At 35.0% G+C, this 14,798-nt stretch carries 12 protein-coding genes; 4 read left to right on the plus strand and 8 right to left on the minus strand.

Annotation, left to right across the window (positions count from 1 at the left end):
• The first annotated feature begins 1 nt into the window (after nucleotide 1).
• Nucleotides 2-604, plus strand: a complete 603-nt coding sequence (locus JI747_RS07210; protein ID WP_225687285.1) for a hypothetical protein — start codon at nucleotides 2-4, stop codon at nucleotides 602-604.
• A 75-nt stretch (nucleotides 605-679) separates the two neighbouring features.
• Here the strand turns inward: JI747_RS07210 and JI747_RS07215 are convergent, their stop codons facing one another.
• Both JI747_RS07215 and JI747_RS07220 read right to left on the minus strand, forming a co-directional pair.
• Nucleotides 680-2,515 carry a M1 family metallopeptidase gene (locus JI747_RS07215; RefSeq protein WP_225687287.1) on the minus strand — a complete coding sequence of 612 codons (1,836 nt, stop codon included), beginning with the start codon at nucleotides 2,513-2,515 and terminating at the stop codon, nucleotides 680-682.
• A gap of 199 nt (nucleotides 2,516-2,714) precedes the next feature.
• Nucleotides 2,715-3,182 (minus strand): DinB family protein, encoded by a 468-nt coding sequence (locus JI747_RS07220; protein WP_225687289.1) that lies wholly within the window; start codon nucleotides 3,180-3,182, stop codon nucleotides 2,715-2,717.
• Nucleotides 3,183-3,415: 233 nt separating this feature from the next.
• Between JI747_RS07220 and JI747_RS07225 the strand changes: the two genes are divergently transcribed.
• Nucleotides 3,416-3,631, plus strand: a complete 216-nt coding sequence (locus tag JI747_RS07225) for a bacteriocin-like protein (RefSeq protein WP_225687291.1) — start codon at nucleotides 3,416-3,418, stop codon at nucleotides 3,629-3,631.
• Between the two features lie 135 nt (nucleotides 3,632-3,766).
• Here the strand turns inward: JI747_RS07225 and JI747_RS07230 are convergent, their stop codons facing one another.
• On the minus strand, nucleotides 3,767-5,458 hold the full coding sequence (locus JI747_RS07230; protein ID WP_225687293.1) for a DUF6909 family protein: 1,692 nt from the start codon (nucleotides 5,456-5,458) through the stop codon (nucleotides 3,767-3,769).
• 636 nt (nucleotides 5,459-6,094) lie between these two features.
• On the opposite strand from JI747_RS07230, the gene JI747_RS07235 reads away from it, so the two are divergent.
• Both JI747_RS07235 and JI747_RS07240 read left to right on the plus strand, forming a co-directional pair.
• Nucleotides 6,095-8,290 (plus strand): glutamine synthetase III family protein, encoded by a 2,196-nt coding sequence (locus JI747_RS07235; RefSeq protein ID WP_225687295.1) that lies wholly within the window; start codon nucleotides 6,095-6,097, stop codon nucleotides 8,288-8,290.
• Between the two features lie 339 nt (nucleotides 8,291-8,629).
• A complete protein-coding gene (locus JI747_RS07240; protein WP_225687297.1) occupies nucleotides 8,630-9,343 on the plus strand; it encodes a C40 family peptidase in 714 nt (237 codons plus the stop codon).
• A gap of 134 nt (nucleotides 9,344-9,477) precedes the next feature.
• Here JI747_RS07240 and JI747_RS07245 read toward each other — a convergent pair whose 3' ends face one another.
• From JI747_RS07245 to mreC, 5 genes are all read right to left on the minus strand, one after another.
• Nucleotides 9,478-10,059 carry a pentapeptide repeat-containing protein gene (locus tag JI747_RS07245; protein ID WP_225687299.1) on the minus strand — a complete coding sequence of 194 codons (582 nt, stop codon included), beginning with the start codon at nucleotides 10,057-10,059 and terminating at the stop codon, nucleotides 9,478-9,480.
• 109 nt (nucleotides 10,060-10,168) lie between these two features.
• Nucleotides 10,169-11,398 carry a rod shape-determining protein RodA gene (gene rodA, locus JI747_RS07250; protein ID WP_225687301.1) on the minus strand — a complete coding sequence of 410 codons (1,230 nt, stop codon included), beginning with the start codon at nucleotides 11,396-11,398 and terminating at the stop codon, nucleotides 10,169-10,171.
• Nucleotides 11,395-13,437, minus strand: a complete 2,043-nt coding sequence (locus tag JI747_RS07255; protein WP_225687303.1) for a peptidoglycan D,D-transpeptidase FtsI family protein — start codon at nucleotides 13,435-13,437, stop codon at nucleotides 11,395-11,397. The genes rodA and JI747_RS07255 overlap by 4 nt, the downstream gene beginning before the upstream one ends.
• Nucleotides 13,434-13,940, minus strand: coding sequence for a rod shape-determining protein MreD (locus tag JI747_RS07260; protein ID WP_225687304.1), 507 nt, complete (start codon nucleotides 13,938-13,940; stop codon nucleotides 13,434-13,436). Before JI747_RS07260 ends, JI747_RS07255 begins: the two co-directional genes overlap by 4 nt.
• Entirely contained in the window at nucleotides 13,933-14,787 is an 855-nt protein-coding gene (gene mreC, locus JI747_RS07265) for a rod shape-determining protein MreC (protein WP_225687305.1), read from the minus strand. Before mreC ends, JI747_RS07260 begins: the two co-directional genes overlap by 8 nt.
• Between the last annotated feature and the right edge of the window lie 11 nt (nucleotides 14,788-14,798).

Raw genomic sequence — 14,798 nt, forward strand, 5'->3', positions numbered from 1 at the left:
TATGAAAAAGCTTGCCCTGATATTTTTAATAATGATCAATCTTAGCCTTTATGCCCAAAATAAACCTTCCATTAAAGATATCTATCCTGAAATTAAAAAGCAGTCACAAATTGACAAATCGGATAAAACGGTATATAACCTTCTAACAACTTTTTATGAAAAAAATCTTCAGGCTGATCAGGAAGAAATGACTCCCGAAGACATTCAGCAAATAGAAAGACTGGTTTCTGATCCTTCTACCAAGAACATTCATATTCTTATGCTTTTTCTAATGTATCAGCAGCATATTAGCAAAACGGCAGCTGTAGGAAAAGAACCTGATATTGATTTCCAGATCGATACGATGAATATTCTTGAAAGTGAGACAAAAGAAATTTTCGGAAAAATTCCCGCTATTATTTATATATACAAAGCTGAAGCACTGGAAAGCGGGCACAAAAAAGATGAATCTCAAAATACAGTTGCACAAGGCTTAAAAGAATATCCTGATTCAATTCCTCTTAAAGTCTACAGTTATCTTAATACAAAAGATAATGCAATAAAAAACGATCTGATCAAGAATCATTCAAAACACTGGATGGTACAGCAGTTTGATATCAAATAAATTCGTCACTCCAAAAATAAAAAGTCTCTGAAAGTATATTTCCAGAGACTTTTTTTATTTATTCAAACTTGATATTTATTTTACTTCTACAACATTATCCTGCAAATTGATATCCGCCATTCTTTGGCTAAAATCAATTCCTAATGCAGACAATTGAGATTTTGTATATGGAATCGTGATTGAGTATTCTTTTTGCGTCCAAGGCCAGTACGGCATTGTTTTGAATTCTCCGTAAATGTCTTTTTCTTTCCAAGTATGCGTCATATTCAGTGGAATCTGATAGCTTACTATTTTCTTATCAGTTGTCATCACACTAAAGTCAATCGGCATCGGAATTTGGCCGTTATTGACCAAAGTGATGGTGGTAGATTTTGCTTCGTATTTTACATCTTTAATTCCATAATCGATCGTCTTTGTGGTATTGATCCAGTAATTCTGGAACCATTTCAAATCCATCCCGGAAACTTTCTGAGCAATGTGTAAGAAATCTCTGTCAGACGGATGTTTCATACTCCACTGATCATAATATTGCTTTAATGTTTCTGCTAAATTCTGTTCTCCCATAATGTAGCCCAGCTGTACCAAGTACAACTCCCCTTTTACATAAGAAGCATATGTGTAAGCTGTTCCATTATCATGATGATCCCCTAGCCAAACTGCGGGTTCTTCGATTCCTTTTTTAATGAAATTTCTGTAAGCATCCAAAGAATGCGCAAACGGATTTGGAAGATCTTCCGGGAATAAGTGATACATTACATAGTTTTCCGCATAGCTTGTAAACCCTTCATCCATCCACGGACGCATTGATTCGTTCGTTGCCAGCATTTGCTGATACCAGGAATGAGCGCCTTCGTGAGCCATTAATCCCATTAATCCTTTAATATCTTTTGCCTCTCCTAAAATCATCGTACACATTCCGTATTCCATTCCACCGTCTCCACCTTGGATGAAAGCATAAGTAGGATACACATATTTTCCGAAATGAGAATTCATCAGCTGGTAATATTTTGTAAGGTAAGGTTGTGCTTCTTCCCAGGCTTTTGTTTTATCATTATTCTGATATACTAAGAAAACTTTCGGTCCTTGCGGAACATCAAAACTTTTAACCACATAATCTCTATCTGCACTCCATGCAAAATCCAGTATATTTTTCGCAGTCCATTTCCATGTTGCTTTATTTTTTTCGGCTTTGATTTTTGCATTGGAATCATATCCTTTCACTTCTGTAGGGTTTTCAAGAATTCCTCCAGCTCCTACAACATAATCTTTGTTGATTTTAATTGTCACATCAAAATCTGAAAACGGTGCGTGAAACTCTCTTCCTATATAGTCGAATGTTGCCCAACCATCATAATCATATTCTGCGATCTTCGGGTACCATTGCGTCATCGTCATATCAACTCCTTCCCTGTTATTCCTTCCGCTTCTTCTGATCTGTTGAGGAATCACAGCATCCCAATCCATTGTGAATACGGTGGTTGAATTGGGCTTAATGGGTTCCGCCAGATATACTTTCATAATGGTTTCCTGAACTTCAAACTTCAATGTTTTTCCGTTTTGCTTAATCCAGTGAATATTTTGCGCTCCTTCCTGATCTTTCGGAATAGAAGCCAGTCTTGAAATTCCGTCTTTCTGCAATCTTGAGTCCCCGTTTTTTCCTTGTCCGGCAACTCTCTGATCCATCATAGAATTAGGTTTAAAGGCATTCCAATACAAATGGAAATAAACGACATTAAGTTCGTCCGGTGAATTATTAGTATATTCTAAAGTCTGATTTCCTTGGTAAGTAAATTTTTCAGCGTTCACATCAATATCCATCTTGTACTTCGCACTCTGCTGATAATAAGCTCCTTGTTGAGCATGAAATTGTGAAATTATAAACGCAAATAGGATTGCAACCGATTTTTTCATTTAAAATTTTTTATTTTTTCTAAAGGTATGTATTTTTAGTAATAACCTCAAATAATGAAGTATTGTAGAGGTTTCGTTCTTATTATATCGTTTTTAGATTGATTTTATCTTATTTGTTAAATATTATCTCGCGGATTTTTGCAGATAGCGCAGATTTTTTGATTCAAGCATCTGTACAATTTGACTGATCTTCTAGAAATTAAGTATTCAATAGTTTTTTAATTAAAGTGATCTGTCCCAAATGATAATATGCATGCTCAATTATTCCGTCAATATTCCTTAAATAGGTTCCATATTTTTCATTAACGAAGCCTTCATTCATTTTAGAATCGGGCATTTGTTCTAGCAAATTGGCAAATTTCTCAGAATCACTCCAAAGCTTATTTAGAAGTTCTTCCCATTGTTGCTGAGACTCAATAGGCGGAAGATCAAAACTATATTTATCCCTAATTTCCAGATCACCTTCTTCAAAAACATTAATTAACCCTGCAATATAATAATCGATATGAAACGTAAGCATGGCAATCGTATTCAAAGAACCAACTTTTGTATTTGCCTGTTCCCAAGTAACATCTTTTAACTTATCTTTAAAATTGGTATTGGCAATCCATAAACCATCCAGCATGACTTCTCTGAATCTTTTGGCTAATTGCGATGTTGAACTCATTGTTTTTTTAATTTTTTTAAAGATAAGAAATTAAGATTTTTTTTATCAATTCTTGAATGATAGTTTATACAACTACTTTTCAAAATCGCATTTTAACTTAAATTGGAATTAGATTAGTCGAAAATTAATTAAAATATTTGGAAAATATATAGGATTATATTACATTCGTTATAAACAAATACAAGCGCAACCGAAAAGCTTATAGAGTAGGAAAAATCAAATCAAATTTTATTATGAAAAACTTAAGAAAACTTTCAAGAGAAACTTTAAAAAATGTTAATGGGGCTTATCAAATACTTGATTGTTCAAAATGGGAGGAGCAAACTAGAACAATGGAGTGTCTAAGACAACAACCTGGATTTATCTCTTGTATTTCTTATTATAGCGATAATGCTATTGGGTGTAATGAAGGACAGACTTGTATTAATGGAAATTGCGTTAATAATTAAATAAACTTCCCATTTACCTATTAACTATTTTTCAAATAACAGAGAAGGATTAATCTTCTTTGATAAGAAGATTTCAAATAATATTAAACCTCTAATGAAAACATTAGAGGTTTAATATTATTTGAAATCAACAAATTATTTTTTAGCAGAAGTTTCTTTCTTTCCGCTTTGTAAGATCTTTTCTAAGATTCTTAAAGTAATAAGATATGTTGGTTTCACCCCTGTTAATCCTAAGCCACCAGAAGAAAGTGTACTTCCTGTTTCTAAAGGATTATCTGAAGCGTAATACGCATACATTACAAACAGATCCGGTGAAATATGATGTCTGATTTTAGAAGCTACCTGAATTGCTTTTTGGTAATGCGCTCCTTCCATTTCAAGACCGATCGCTTTCCATGAAGTATTCATGAAATAAGATAGAATATCTCTGTTTTGAAGTGAAGTTCCTAAAACCGTAATCATTGGTCCCTCGAAAGCTTTCAGCTCATCATCGTGGAAATCTGCCAATTTCAAAGCATTTTCAAAAGGATAGTTATCTGCCGTCCCTTCAAAAATATGTGAAGTCGGAATCATGATATCTCCTTTACCTCCCGCAAGAATTCCCGCTTTCCCCATAATGGAAACTGATTTCACTTTCATCATGTACACTTCTCCTTTATGTTCGTAAGGTCTCAGTAATTCGTCCATTACTTCATAAGCCTGTTCTCCGAAAGCATAATCAAAAACCATGATTACATCATCTCCTCCAAATTTAATATCGTGGAAAGGAGTGCTTTTAAGATTCGTTTTACTTAGGTCAATGATCTGAACATCAATATTACTTCCGCTCTTATCATTAATATAGATCATTCCTTCTTCCAAAGCGTATTTTGAAACCTTGTCGCGAAGTTCTTTTTTATCAGAAATTTCTCCGTACAGTTTGTAATCTACTTCTTTGTGATCTTTTTTCTTTAAAGCATCGTTAGCATACAGCATATTTTTCACAGAGTGCATATTTGCAGAAATAATATGTAGCGGACGCATATGAAGATTGTTTTCAAATAAAACTTCTTTCACTTTATCTGCCCATTTTTCACCGAAATAGTGATGCCCTACTCTTTCCTTTAAAATAGCACTGAAATGAATCTCTCTCTCTCTCGTCTGTTTTGCATCTTCCAGGCTTACTTTTGCCAGATTGTAAATGATTTTAAATAACCGGTCAGGATTATGATCATCTCCAAAAGTATTATAAGCCGTTAATGTCTCTTCAAAAGTTCTTCCAATTAAAGAAGATAAATGAATCAAAGCAACTTCTTTTTCCTTTCTGCTGAATTTCTTTTCGCCTTTTACGACTTCTTCAATAATTTTAAAAGCACGTGTCGGTTTCCAGTTCTCGTCCTGTATGAACGACAGATTACGGATTTTATCCGCTTCTATAAATAAGAATGTTAAATGTGTAAGAATATCATAGATCTCAGAACGTCCCAAAAGAACTTCAATATTCATCTGGTGCTCATCGATTCTATAGCAGTTTCTTCTTCTCTTTTTAGGTACAATGGGTTCGAAACTTCCTTTATCAAAACCTTCATCCGATGTCAGATGAATAAAAGCACATTCTTCAATTCCCTCCGGAAGCCTGTCTAATACATACATCAACCCATCCAGCTCCACTTTACTAGGAATACTCATAGTTCCGTAAATCTCAGGATTGATGGTCTTCAACAAACTTCTGATACTCTCCCCCGAAACACCGGCAGGTTTAAAAAAACCTCTGTAAAAGAGGTGTCTCATAGAAATATACAATCTTTCAATTGCTTCCGTTGTTTCTCTTGCTCTAGAATTTGTCATAAAATAAATTTCACACAAATATACAAAATCTACGCTCAACTTAGTTTAAGTATCTTTTAACAAACGATTTAATATAATATTTTAAACTACTATCGTTCTCATGGAGAAAGATTTTCTTTTTACATTCTTATAAGAAGCTATTTCCCGCTTTCTGCTATATCTTTTTTGCCCTATATTTCCCACAGCAAAAAAGGATGTCGCGGCAATCGGGGCTAGGATTACAATGTTTAATTTCTGGATTTGAAAAACATCCACAAAGTTTGTCATGCTGGAAGCATCTAAGCACGAATCTTTCCATCTTTTTCCTAATACTATATTTAGATTCCTGCGGAATGACAAACTGTATGGAAATTACTGCACTTAAGAGACTCTTCGCTTCATTCAGAAGACAATGCAAAAAAAATTACAATCCAACAATATAAATTCGTAAATTGTATCATATAATATATATACCTATTAATGTTTTTTTAAATAAAAAAGATTCAATTTCAAGCCTTGAATCCATTTCACCCCTCTCAAAAACCAAATTACCGTTTAAAATTTAGTTAAATCACCAAACACCCCTTAAATTTTTAGGGTAAAAAATTTTTCGATTCATTTTTTTCGTAAATTTGCCTCGTAAAAATTAAATCTAATATGTCAACTTTAAGATTCAAAGCGCTAGAAACTTTACCATTCAAGGACTTTAGAAGAGATAATTCTGTTGAAGTTCCTGTAAAATTGTCAGAATTATTCTGTCAGAATGTTTTCTCAGAAGAAACAATGAGAGAATATTTAACGAAAGAAGCATTCCAATCTATTTTGGATGCAATGAAAAAAGGAACTAAAATCCAAAGACACATTGCAGACCAGGTAGCGGTAGCAATGAAAGACTGGGCAATGAGCAAAGGAGTGACTCACTACACGCACTGGTTTCAGCCATTGACAGGTACAACTGCAGAAAAACACGATTCTTTCTTCACTCCAATCGAAGGAGGCAGAGCCATCGAAAGATTCAGCGGAAACTTATTGATTCAGCAGGAACCGGATGCATCTTCTTTCCCGAATGGTGGTATCAGAAACACTTTCGAAGCAAGAGGTTATACAGCTTGGGATCCTACATCTCCGGCATTCATCATGGGAACTACACTTTGTATTCCTTCAATTTTCATCTCTTATACAGGAGAAACTTTAGATTATAAAGCACCTCTTTTAAGAGCATTGAATGCGGTAGACGAAGCTGCAACCAACGTAATGCAGTATTTCGACAAAAACGTAACAAAAGTAACTCCTACTTTAGGTTGGGAGCAAGAATATTTCCTGGTTGATTCAGCATTGTATCAATCTCGTCCGGATTTAGTTTTAACTGGTAAAACTTTATTAGGACATTCTCCTGCAAAAGGGCAGCAATTAGATGACCATTATTTCGGTTCAATTCCTACAAGAGTAATGAATTTCATGAAAGAGTTGGAAATCGAATGTATGAAATTGGGTATTCCAGTTACAACAAGACACAACGAGGTAGCTCCAAACCAATTCGAGTTAGCTCCAATGTTTGAAGAGGTAAACGTTGCAGTAGACCACAACTCTTTGTTGATGGATGTAATGGCAAGAATCGCTCACAGACATCATTTCCATATTTTATTCCACGAAAAACCATTCGCAGGAGTAAACGGAAGCGGAAAGCACAACAACTGGTCTTTAGCAACTGATACTGGTGAAAACTTATTAAGCCCAGGAAAAAATCCTAAGAAAAACTTACAGTTCTTAACGTTCTTCGTGAATACAATTAAAGCAGTTCACGAATATGCTGACCTTTTAAGAGCAAGTATCGCATCTGCAAGTAACGACCACAGATTGGGTGCAAACGAAGCTCCGCCGGCAATTATTTCGGTATTTATCGGAAGTCAGTTGTTCAGAGTATTGGAAGAACTAGAGAAAGTAACAGAAGGAAAACTTTCACCAGACGAAAAAACAGATTTAAAACTAAATGTAGTTGGAAAAATTCCTGAAATTTTGTTGGATAACACTGACAGAAACAGAACTTCTCCATTTGCATTTACAGGAAATAAATTCGAGATCAGAGCGGTAGGTTCGGCTGCAAACTGCGCAGAATCTATGACTGTAATGAACACCATCGCTGCAAAACAATTAATGGACTTCAAAAAGGAAGTGGATGCATTAATTGAAACAGGTCTTAAGAAAGACGAAGCGATCTTCAACGTATTGAGAGAATACATCAAACAGTGTAAAAACATCATGTTTGAAGGTGACGGATATTCTGATGACTGGGCAAAAGAAGCTAAAAAGAGAGGTTTGAACAACCTGAAAACCACTCCGGAAGCTCTTAAGCAGGAAATGGATAAAAAATTCCTAGATCTTTACGAAGAAATCGGAGTTTTCACGCACAGAGAAGTTGAAGCAAGAAACGAAATCAAGTTAGAAAAATATTCTACGGTTATCGATATTGAGGCAAGAGTGTTAAGTGATATCGCAAGAAACCACATCATTCCTTCTGCTTTAAATTATCAGAACAGATTGATCGAGAACGTAAAAGGTCTTAAAGAAATTTTCGGAGATAAAGAATTCAAATCTTTAGCTAAAGAGCAAATGAGCTTAATTACAAGCATCTCTGAAAACGTATCTAAAATCAAATTAGGGGTTGAAGATCTGATCAAAGCCAGAGAAGCAGCAAAAGCAGTATCAGACAGCCAAAAGCAGGCAGAAACATACTGCAACAAAGTAAAACCTCTATTCGATGTAATCAGAGATGCTTCTGATGATCTTGAAATGATGGTAGATGATGAACTTTGGCCAATGACAAAATACAGAGAAATGTTGTTTACAAAATAACATTTGTAAAGTTCCATATTAGTCAAGCTTTCCGGTATTTTCCCGGGAAGCTTTTTTATTTTTTAACACAGCTGAAAATTAGAGTTTTAAATCTTCAGTATTGATTAACAAAGGAAATCCGATTTATTTTGTTAAAGAATCTTAATAAAAAAAACCGCACACTCACCTAAAATAGGCGGTTGCGGTTTGTTTTTCTTTAACATACTTAAATAATATGTTAAAATGTGTTAAATAAAGAACCTGACAATTATCATATCGGGGGTCTTTTTCTCGGAATCTCTATTTTTGTAATACTTTTGAAAAATAACTATTCCTTTTAACACGGATAATCAAATATATATGAAGAAAAGAGTTTTGTTTTATTTAGTTGCTTTAGTTTCTACAATGTCACTACAGTCGTGTGTTACAAATTATGTAGTTTCAAAACCAGCAACTTATACTAAAGAATACAAAACAGATGCCAAACTAGCTTCTTTCGATCCTAAGAAAGCTGAGCTTGATAAGCAAAGATTAATTGATTCTTTCCTTGCTGAAAAAGCGGCATCTATTGCCAATGCGAAAAACGCGGTTAAAAATTCTGAGATTGCAAAAGCAATCAAACACAATACAACAATCGACAACATTTTATCTGAAGCTGCTACTTATCTAGGTACTCCTTACAGATATGGAGGAACAACAAGAAACGGAATTGACTGTTCTGCTTTTGTTCTTTCAGTTTTCGGTGCTGCAGCAGGTCTTAGCTTACCAAGAGTAGCTTCTTCTCAGTCACAGGAAGGAGAAAGAGTAGAAAAAGAAAATCTTCAGAAAGGAGATTTGATTTTCTTCTCTCACGGCAGAAGAATTTCTCACGTAGGAATTGTTGAGAATGTTACTGAGAGCGGAGAAGTAATGTTTATTCACGCTGCGACTTCAAAGGGAGTAATGGTTTCTTCTCTTAACGACTCTTACTGGGGACCTAAGTTCAGATTTGCCAAAAGAATTATTAATGAAAACGGAGAAGCTTACAATAATCTGGCAGCAACTACTCCAGTATCAAACGGAACAAATTTTTAATTTTAAATAATTGATTTAAATAATGAAAAGCCTTCAAAATTTTGAAGGCTTTTTTGTTTTTTATATTTGATGAGGTTGTTGCGAAAGATTACGTTTTACAGCAACTTACTTCAAGCATAAAGCTTTTTACATGATCAACTGTTCTTATCTATTTCTATATTTAATTTATAAAGGAGACCATGAATCTCAGAAAGTGAAAATTTAGCCTTTTTAAGCTTGTTTTGGGAAGGATCTATCAAATAATTAACCGATGTCCTGAAATCTGCTTTTTCCAGGTTTGTATTGTCAAAAACAGCTCCTGAAAAATCGCAATTACTAAAGACCGCATTTGAAAGATCACATTCGCTGAAATCAACTTCTATAAGCTTTGAATCTTTAAATACTATTTTCTTAACGGATGTCTGGTAAAAGACAGAATTGTTGAGAGAACAGCTTTCAAATCTAAAAGACAATCCGAATTCATTACAGTCATTCAACTGAAGTCCGAACATTTTACATTCTTTAAAATTTACATCTCTAAAAGCCGTTCCGACAAGTTTTACCATACTTAAATTACAGCCAACAAACTCGCAGTCATTAAAATTAAATCCCGAAAGATTCAGGTATTCAAAATTACAGTTGCTGAATGTGCAGTTTTCGTATTCGCCTTTTTCTAAAGGTTTCTGAGTAAAATCTACGTTCTCAAAATTCTCATCTGAGATGTATATGTCTTTCATGGAATATTTTAAAGTGAGGTTATTTTATTTCACGCAGATGTTGCGGATTGAGCAGATTCAAAAAAATATAATTGTAAACTGCTGCATACAGCTTGTTACTTTCCAGCTTTTATACCAAACTGTTTTTATCTGAATAATTCAGCTTAAAGAAAATAAAAGTCATCATTGAAAAGGCAAGTAATGAACTTCCTCCGTAACTGAAGTACGGCAACGGAATTCCTACGGTCGGAAAAAGCCCCATTACCATCCCTAAATTGATCGTAAAGTGCATCAACAGAATGGAAGCAAAGCAATACCCAAAAACACGGTTAAATGAGGATTTCTGTTGTTCTGCCAGATAATAAATCCGTCCTATGTAAATCATATAACAAAGAATCAAAACAGCACTTCCTACAAAGCCCCATTCTTCTCCTACGGTACAGAAAATATAATCGGTTTCCTGTTCGGGAACAAATTTCCCCTGAGTAACTGATCCTTCGCGGTATCCTTTTCCTAAAAGACCTCCTGAACCAATTGCCGTTTTGGAATATAATAAGTTATATCCCGATGTATCTCTGAATGCTTTTTCTCCTTTAAAAAGAACTTCAATTCTTTCTCTTTGGTGCTTCGGTAATTTCTCTAAAATATATGGAGAGCCAAAAGCCAACCCACACAAAACAAGAACAGAACCTAGAATACTGGAAATTGAGATGATATTCCAGGACATTTTATAATAATTCATGGCAATCCAGCCTCCTATAATTACCAATATTGCAATCACCACAATAACGGGAGGAATCGCTAAGGAAACCAGGAAAACTCCGGCAAAAAGAAATCCTACCGCGAATAACATTCCGCTCATCCCTTCACGATACAGCGCAATGAAAAATGCAATAAAAACCAACATAGATCCTACATCGGGAATTGCCAATACTACAGCTGCAGGAATTCCTATAATAGCTAATGTTGTGTATAATGATTTTCTATTCTTTAAATTAAACTCCGGTCCAGAAACATAATTAGAAAGCATTAATGCAGTTCCAATTTTAGCAAATTCTACCGGCTGCATGGTAAAACTTCCGAATTTATACCAGTTTTTTTGTCCGAGAATTTCTTTCCCGAACGGAAACAAGCCTATAAGAAGCAAAACACCGCCAATGTAAATAATCCCGGACATATTTTCGAAGAACTTACTTCTTCCCACAAAAATAATCAGCCCTACAAATAAAGAAATGCAAAAGAATACAAGCTGTTTCTCGCCCAACTTCTGGTCAACACTGTAAATATTTGCGATTGCAAAAATACAAAGCAGAAAATACAAGCCTAGACCTAATTTATCTATTCCTTCCGTCCACTTCATTGTTTTACCGTTTTAGTGTTTTTATTATTTTTTGCTTTTTCGTCTATCGCCTTTTGTAATTTAGCTTTCTGTTCTTTAATAAAATTCAGACTGTCCTTGATTCTTTTTAGCTTTATCGAATCCGGTTTAGGATCTATATATAAACCTTTCCGCTTCAAATCGGCAATCCATTGCCTTTTGTACTCAGGCATGAAACTGGACGTGACCATTTTTTTATACAGATAATCTCTCTTTATATCTCCGGTTAAATATTTTTCAGCAATTAAAGTACAGGCCGGTCCAGCCCATGTGGCTCCAAAACCTGCGTGTTCCATTACAGCAACGACAACAATTTTTGGTTTATCTGCAGGAGCAATTAAAACAAAGATGGAATTATCTTTCCCCTGAGGAACCTGTGCAGTACCTGTTTTAGCAAGCTGAGTAAAATCCTGAGATTTAAGTCCTGCTGCCGTTCCACGAAGTACAACCGCTTCCATTCCTTTCAGAACGGGTTCGAAATGTTTTTTATCAACTAATGTCTGATGTTTCACTTTAAATCTTGGATCGGGATTAGGTTTACCGTCGATAGATTTAACGATGTGAGGGGTATAATACCAACCACGATTAGCAATTGCAGAAACATAATTCGCCAATTGAATAGGGGTTACAAGAACATCTCCCTGTCCCATTCCGTTATAGATGGCTCCGGTAGGCATTTCATCCCAATTTTTAAAATCAGTTCTTTTCGATCCACTTGCTTTCATAATCGCCTTGAAGCGTTTTTCGTAGAAATCTCCTGAAGGAATTCTTCCTCTTGCTCCTACAGCAAAATCGTTATTTAAGAATTCTCCCACGCCAAAACTACTCATGATCTTTTTCCATTCATCTACACCTTTTGAAGGGTTTCCGGGATATTTTTTAATGATCGCTATGAATGCATATGTGAAAAAACAGTTACTTGATACCTGAATAGACGGAATAAGCGGATCTGCTCCTCCATGTCCTTTAATTCGTTTTCCTCTGTAAAAGAAACCACCTCCACAAGGGAAAATAGTTTTTTCATCCATCACTCCCATCTGCATTGCAGCCAATGCTGTCAGTAATTTAAATGTGGATCCTGGAGGATAAGCCGCCTGTAAAGAACGGTCGAAAGTGGGTTTGTTTTCGTAAATGGTATCTTTTGAAAGGGCGTAAAGATTTTTAGATTTATTAGGACCTGTAAAAAGATTTGGATCGATATCCGGACCCGTTGCAGCCACCAGAACTTCCCCATTATTAGGATCTATTGCAACCACAGCACCATGCTTATTGACCATCATTTCTTCTGCTATTCTCTGGAGATCGTAGTCTATGGTTAATGTAATATCTTTCCCTGTTATTACTTCTTTATCTAAAGAACCTTGCTTATAAGGACCTACATTTCGAAGTCTAATATCTTTTTGGATATACTTCATTCCCTTTACCCCACGTAATTCTTTTTCGTAAGATTTTTCAACTCCTGTTTTCCCGATAAAATCACCTGGCAAATAGTACAGAGAGTCTTTTTTAATTTCCCGTTCATTTACCTCGCTGGTATATCCTAATAAGTTCCCGGAAGTAGAAATTTCATATTGACGTTGAGGTCTCGACACGATACTGAATGCCGGATATTTAAAAATAATTTCCTGAACCCTCGCAATGTCTTCTCTGCTCAAATCCTTCAGGAAAGTCATCGGAGTAAGCTTGGAATAATATTTTTCTTTTTTGATAAAATCTATTCTTTTGATAAAATCCGGCTTCGTAATTTTCATTAAATTACAGAAACCCAATGTATCAAAATCCGGTTTCATCAATGCTTGCGTAAATGAAATTTCATAGGCAGGCTGATTTCCCACCATGATCTTACCATTTCTATCAAAGATAACCCCTCTTTGAGGAATAACATATTCAATTTTAATGGAAGTATTCGCTGCATTCAACGCATAACGGTCTGTAAACAACTGTAAATAAGAAAGTCTAGCCACGAAAATCAAGGCTATAAGAACGAGAACTGAAAAAATCTTTAAATAACGTGTGTTCAAACTTTTTGTTTGATTTTAAATATTAATGCATATATAACTATAAATATAAACGAAATTACACTTGTTACCAATACATTAAGTAATATTTCAAAAAATCTGCTCAACTTGAAGAATTCAATATACTGTACTAAAAGCTGATGCAAAAAGATACTTGAAAATAGAAACAGCAAAAACTGCGCCCATTGAAGGGACTGAAAAGAGAAAAAGTCTGTAGACGTATCTGTAGACGTTCTGAAAATTAAGGTTCTGAAATAGGCAATTAAAGTTGTTGCAAACGCATTGATTCCTCCTGACTGCAGGAAAGTATCAATAGCAAGACCTATTAAAAAACTTAAGGCTAAAAATTGAAATTTATTTCTAAAGAAAGGATAGAACATGACGAATACCGGATACAAAACCGGCGTATATTTACCGAAAAGCGTAATCCTGTTCAGTACAAAAATTTGTAATGCAACCAGAAAAACCATGATTAATATATCCGTAAATAATGTTCTGCTAATCATTTTCTTTTTTTATTACAGCCTGCATGGTATCCTGAATCTTTTGAACCTCAGCTTTTTTAAGGTTTTTCACAACATACACTTTGCTCAGGGCTCCCATTTTTTCGCTAAGTTCAACAGAAATATCCCAGAAACCGGTTTTACTATCTACAGAGTATCCTGCGATAGTTCCTATCATTACCCCTTTAGGGAAAATTGCAGATTTCCCGTCTGTAACTACAGAATCTCCAATCTTTAAAGCAACATATTTCGGAACATCAGCCAAATGCATGACACGGGAATTATCTCCATTCCATGTTAAAGTCCCGAAATATCCTGAGTTTTTCAATGCCGCATTGATTCTAATTTTATTAACACTTAAAACAGACTGAACCAAGGCATAGCTATCTGTAGAGTTGATCACGATACCCGCAATTCCTTTAGGTGCCATTACTCCCATTTGCGGAAATACTCCATCTCTTTTTCCTCTGTTGATTGTGAAGTAGTTATTTCTTCGATTGATGCTGTTGAAAACAATCTCACCGTCTACAAAAGTATAAATCTGCCCGCCTCCCAATGTATCGTGAACTTTTCTGAAAACAGGATTTTTTCCTCCTTGCTTTCCATAAAGCTCCATCATCAAGGCTTTATTCTGGGAAACCAAATCTTCGTTTATCTGCTTTAGTTTAAGATAAGAAACCCCTTCATCAATATATCCTGAAACCCAAGAATTTAATGCAGCAGACTGACCCGCAATCCAAGATCTTTGCATTGCATTTTTAGAAAATATCAGAACCAGAGCAATAATTTGCAGAAATATAAAGAAGACAAAAAGTGCGTTCTTCGAAAATAATCTCAGCAAAAATCCCATTCAGATGTGTT

Origin of the sequence: Chryseobacterium tagetis, from assembly GCF_016735585.2 — a bacterium.
Classification (GTDB): domain Bacteria; phylum Bacteroidota; class Bacteroidia; order Flavobacteriales; family Weeksellaceae; genus Chryseobacterium; species Chryseobacterium tagetis.

Excerpts from the sequence above, each read along its gene's own strand:
- JI747_RS07260 (WP_225687304.1), bottom strand. The coding sequence starts at position 13,940 with ATGATTAGCAGAACATTATTTACGGATATATTAATCATGGTTTTTCTG.
- rodA (WP_225687301.1), bottom strand. The coding sequence starts at position 11,398 with ATGAAGTGGACGGAAGGAATAGATAAATTAGGTCTAGGCTTGTATTTT.
- JI747_RS07215 (WP_225687287.1), bottom strand. The coding sequence starts at position 2,515 with ATGAAAAAATCGGTTGCAATCCTATTTGCGTTTATAATTTCACAATTT.
- mreC (WP_225687305.1), bottom strand. The coding sequence starts at position 14,787 with ATGGGATTTTTGCTGAGATTATTTTCGAAGAACGCACTTTTTGTCTTC.
- JI747_RS07240 (WP_225687297.1), top strand. The coding sequence starts at position 8,630 with ATGAAGAAAAGAGTTTTGTTTTATTTAGTTGCTTTAGTTTCTACAATG.
- JI747_RS07235 (WP_225687295.1), top strand. The coding sequence starts at position 6,095 with ATGTCAACTTTAAGATTCAAAGCGCTAGAAACTTTACCATTCAAGGAC.
- JI747_RS07220 (WP_225687289.1), bottom strand. The coding sequence starts at position 3,182 with ATGAGTTCAACATCGCAATTAGCCAAAAGATTCAGAGAAGTCATGCTG.
- JI747_RS07225 (WP_225687291.1), top strand. The coding sequence starts at position 3,416 with ATGAAAAACTTAAGAAAACTTTCAAGAGAAACTTTAAAAAATGTTAAT.
- JI747_RS07210 (WP_225687285.1), top strand. The coding sequence starts at position 2 with ATGAAAAAGCTTGCCCTGATATTTTTAATAATGATCAATCTTAGCCTT.
- JI747_RS07245 (WP_225687299.1), bottom strand. The coding sequence starts at position 10,059 with ATGAAAGACATATACATCTCAGATGAGAATTTTGAGAACGTAGATTTT.
- JI747_RS07230 (WP_225687293.1), bottom strand. The coding sequence starts at position 5,458 with ATGACAAATTCTAGAGCAAGAGAAACAACGGAAGCAATTGAAAGATTG.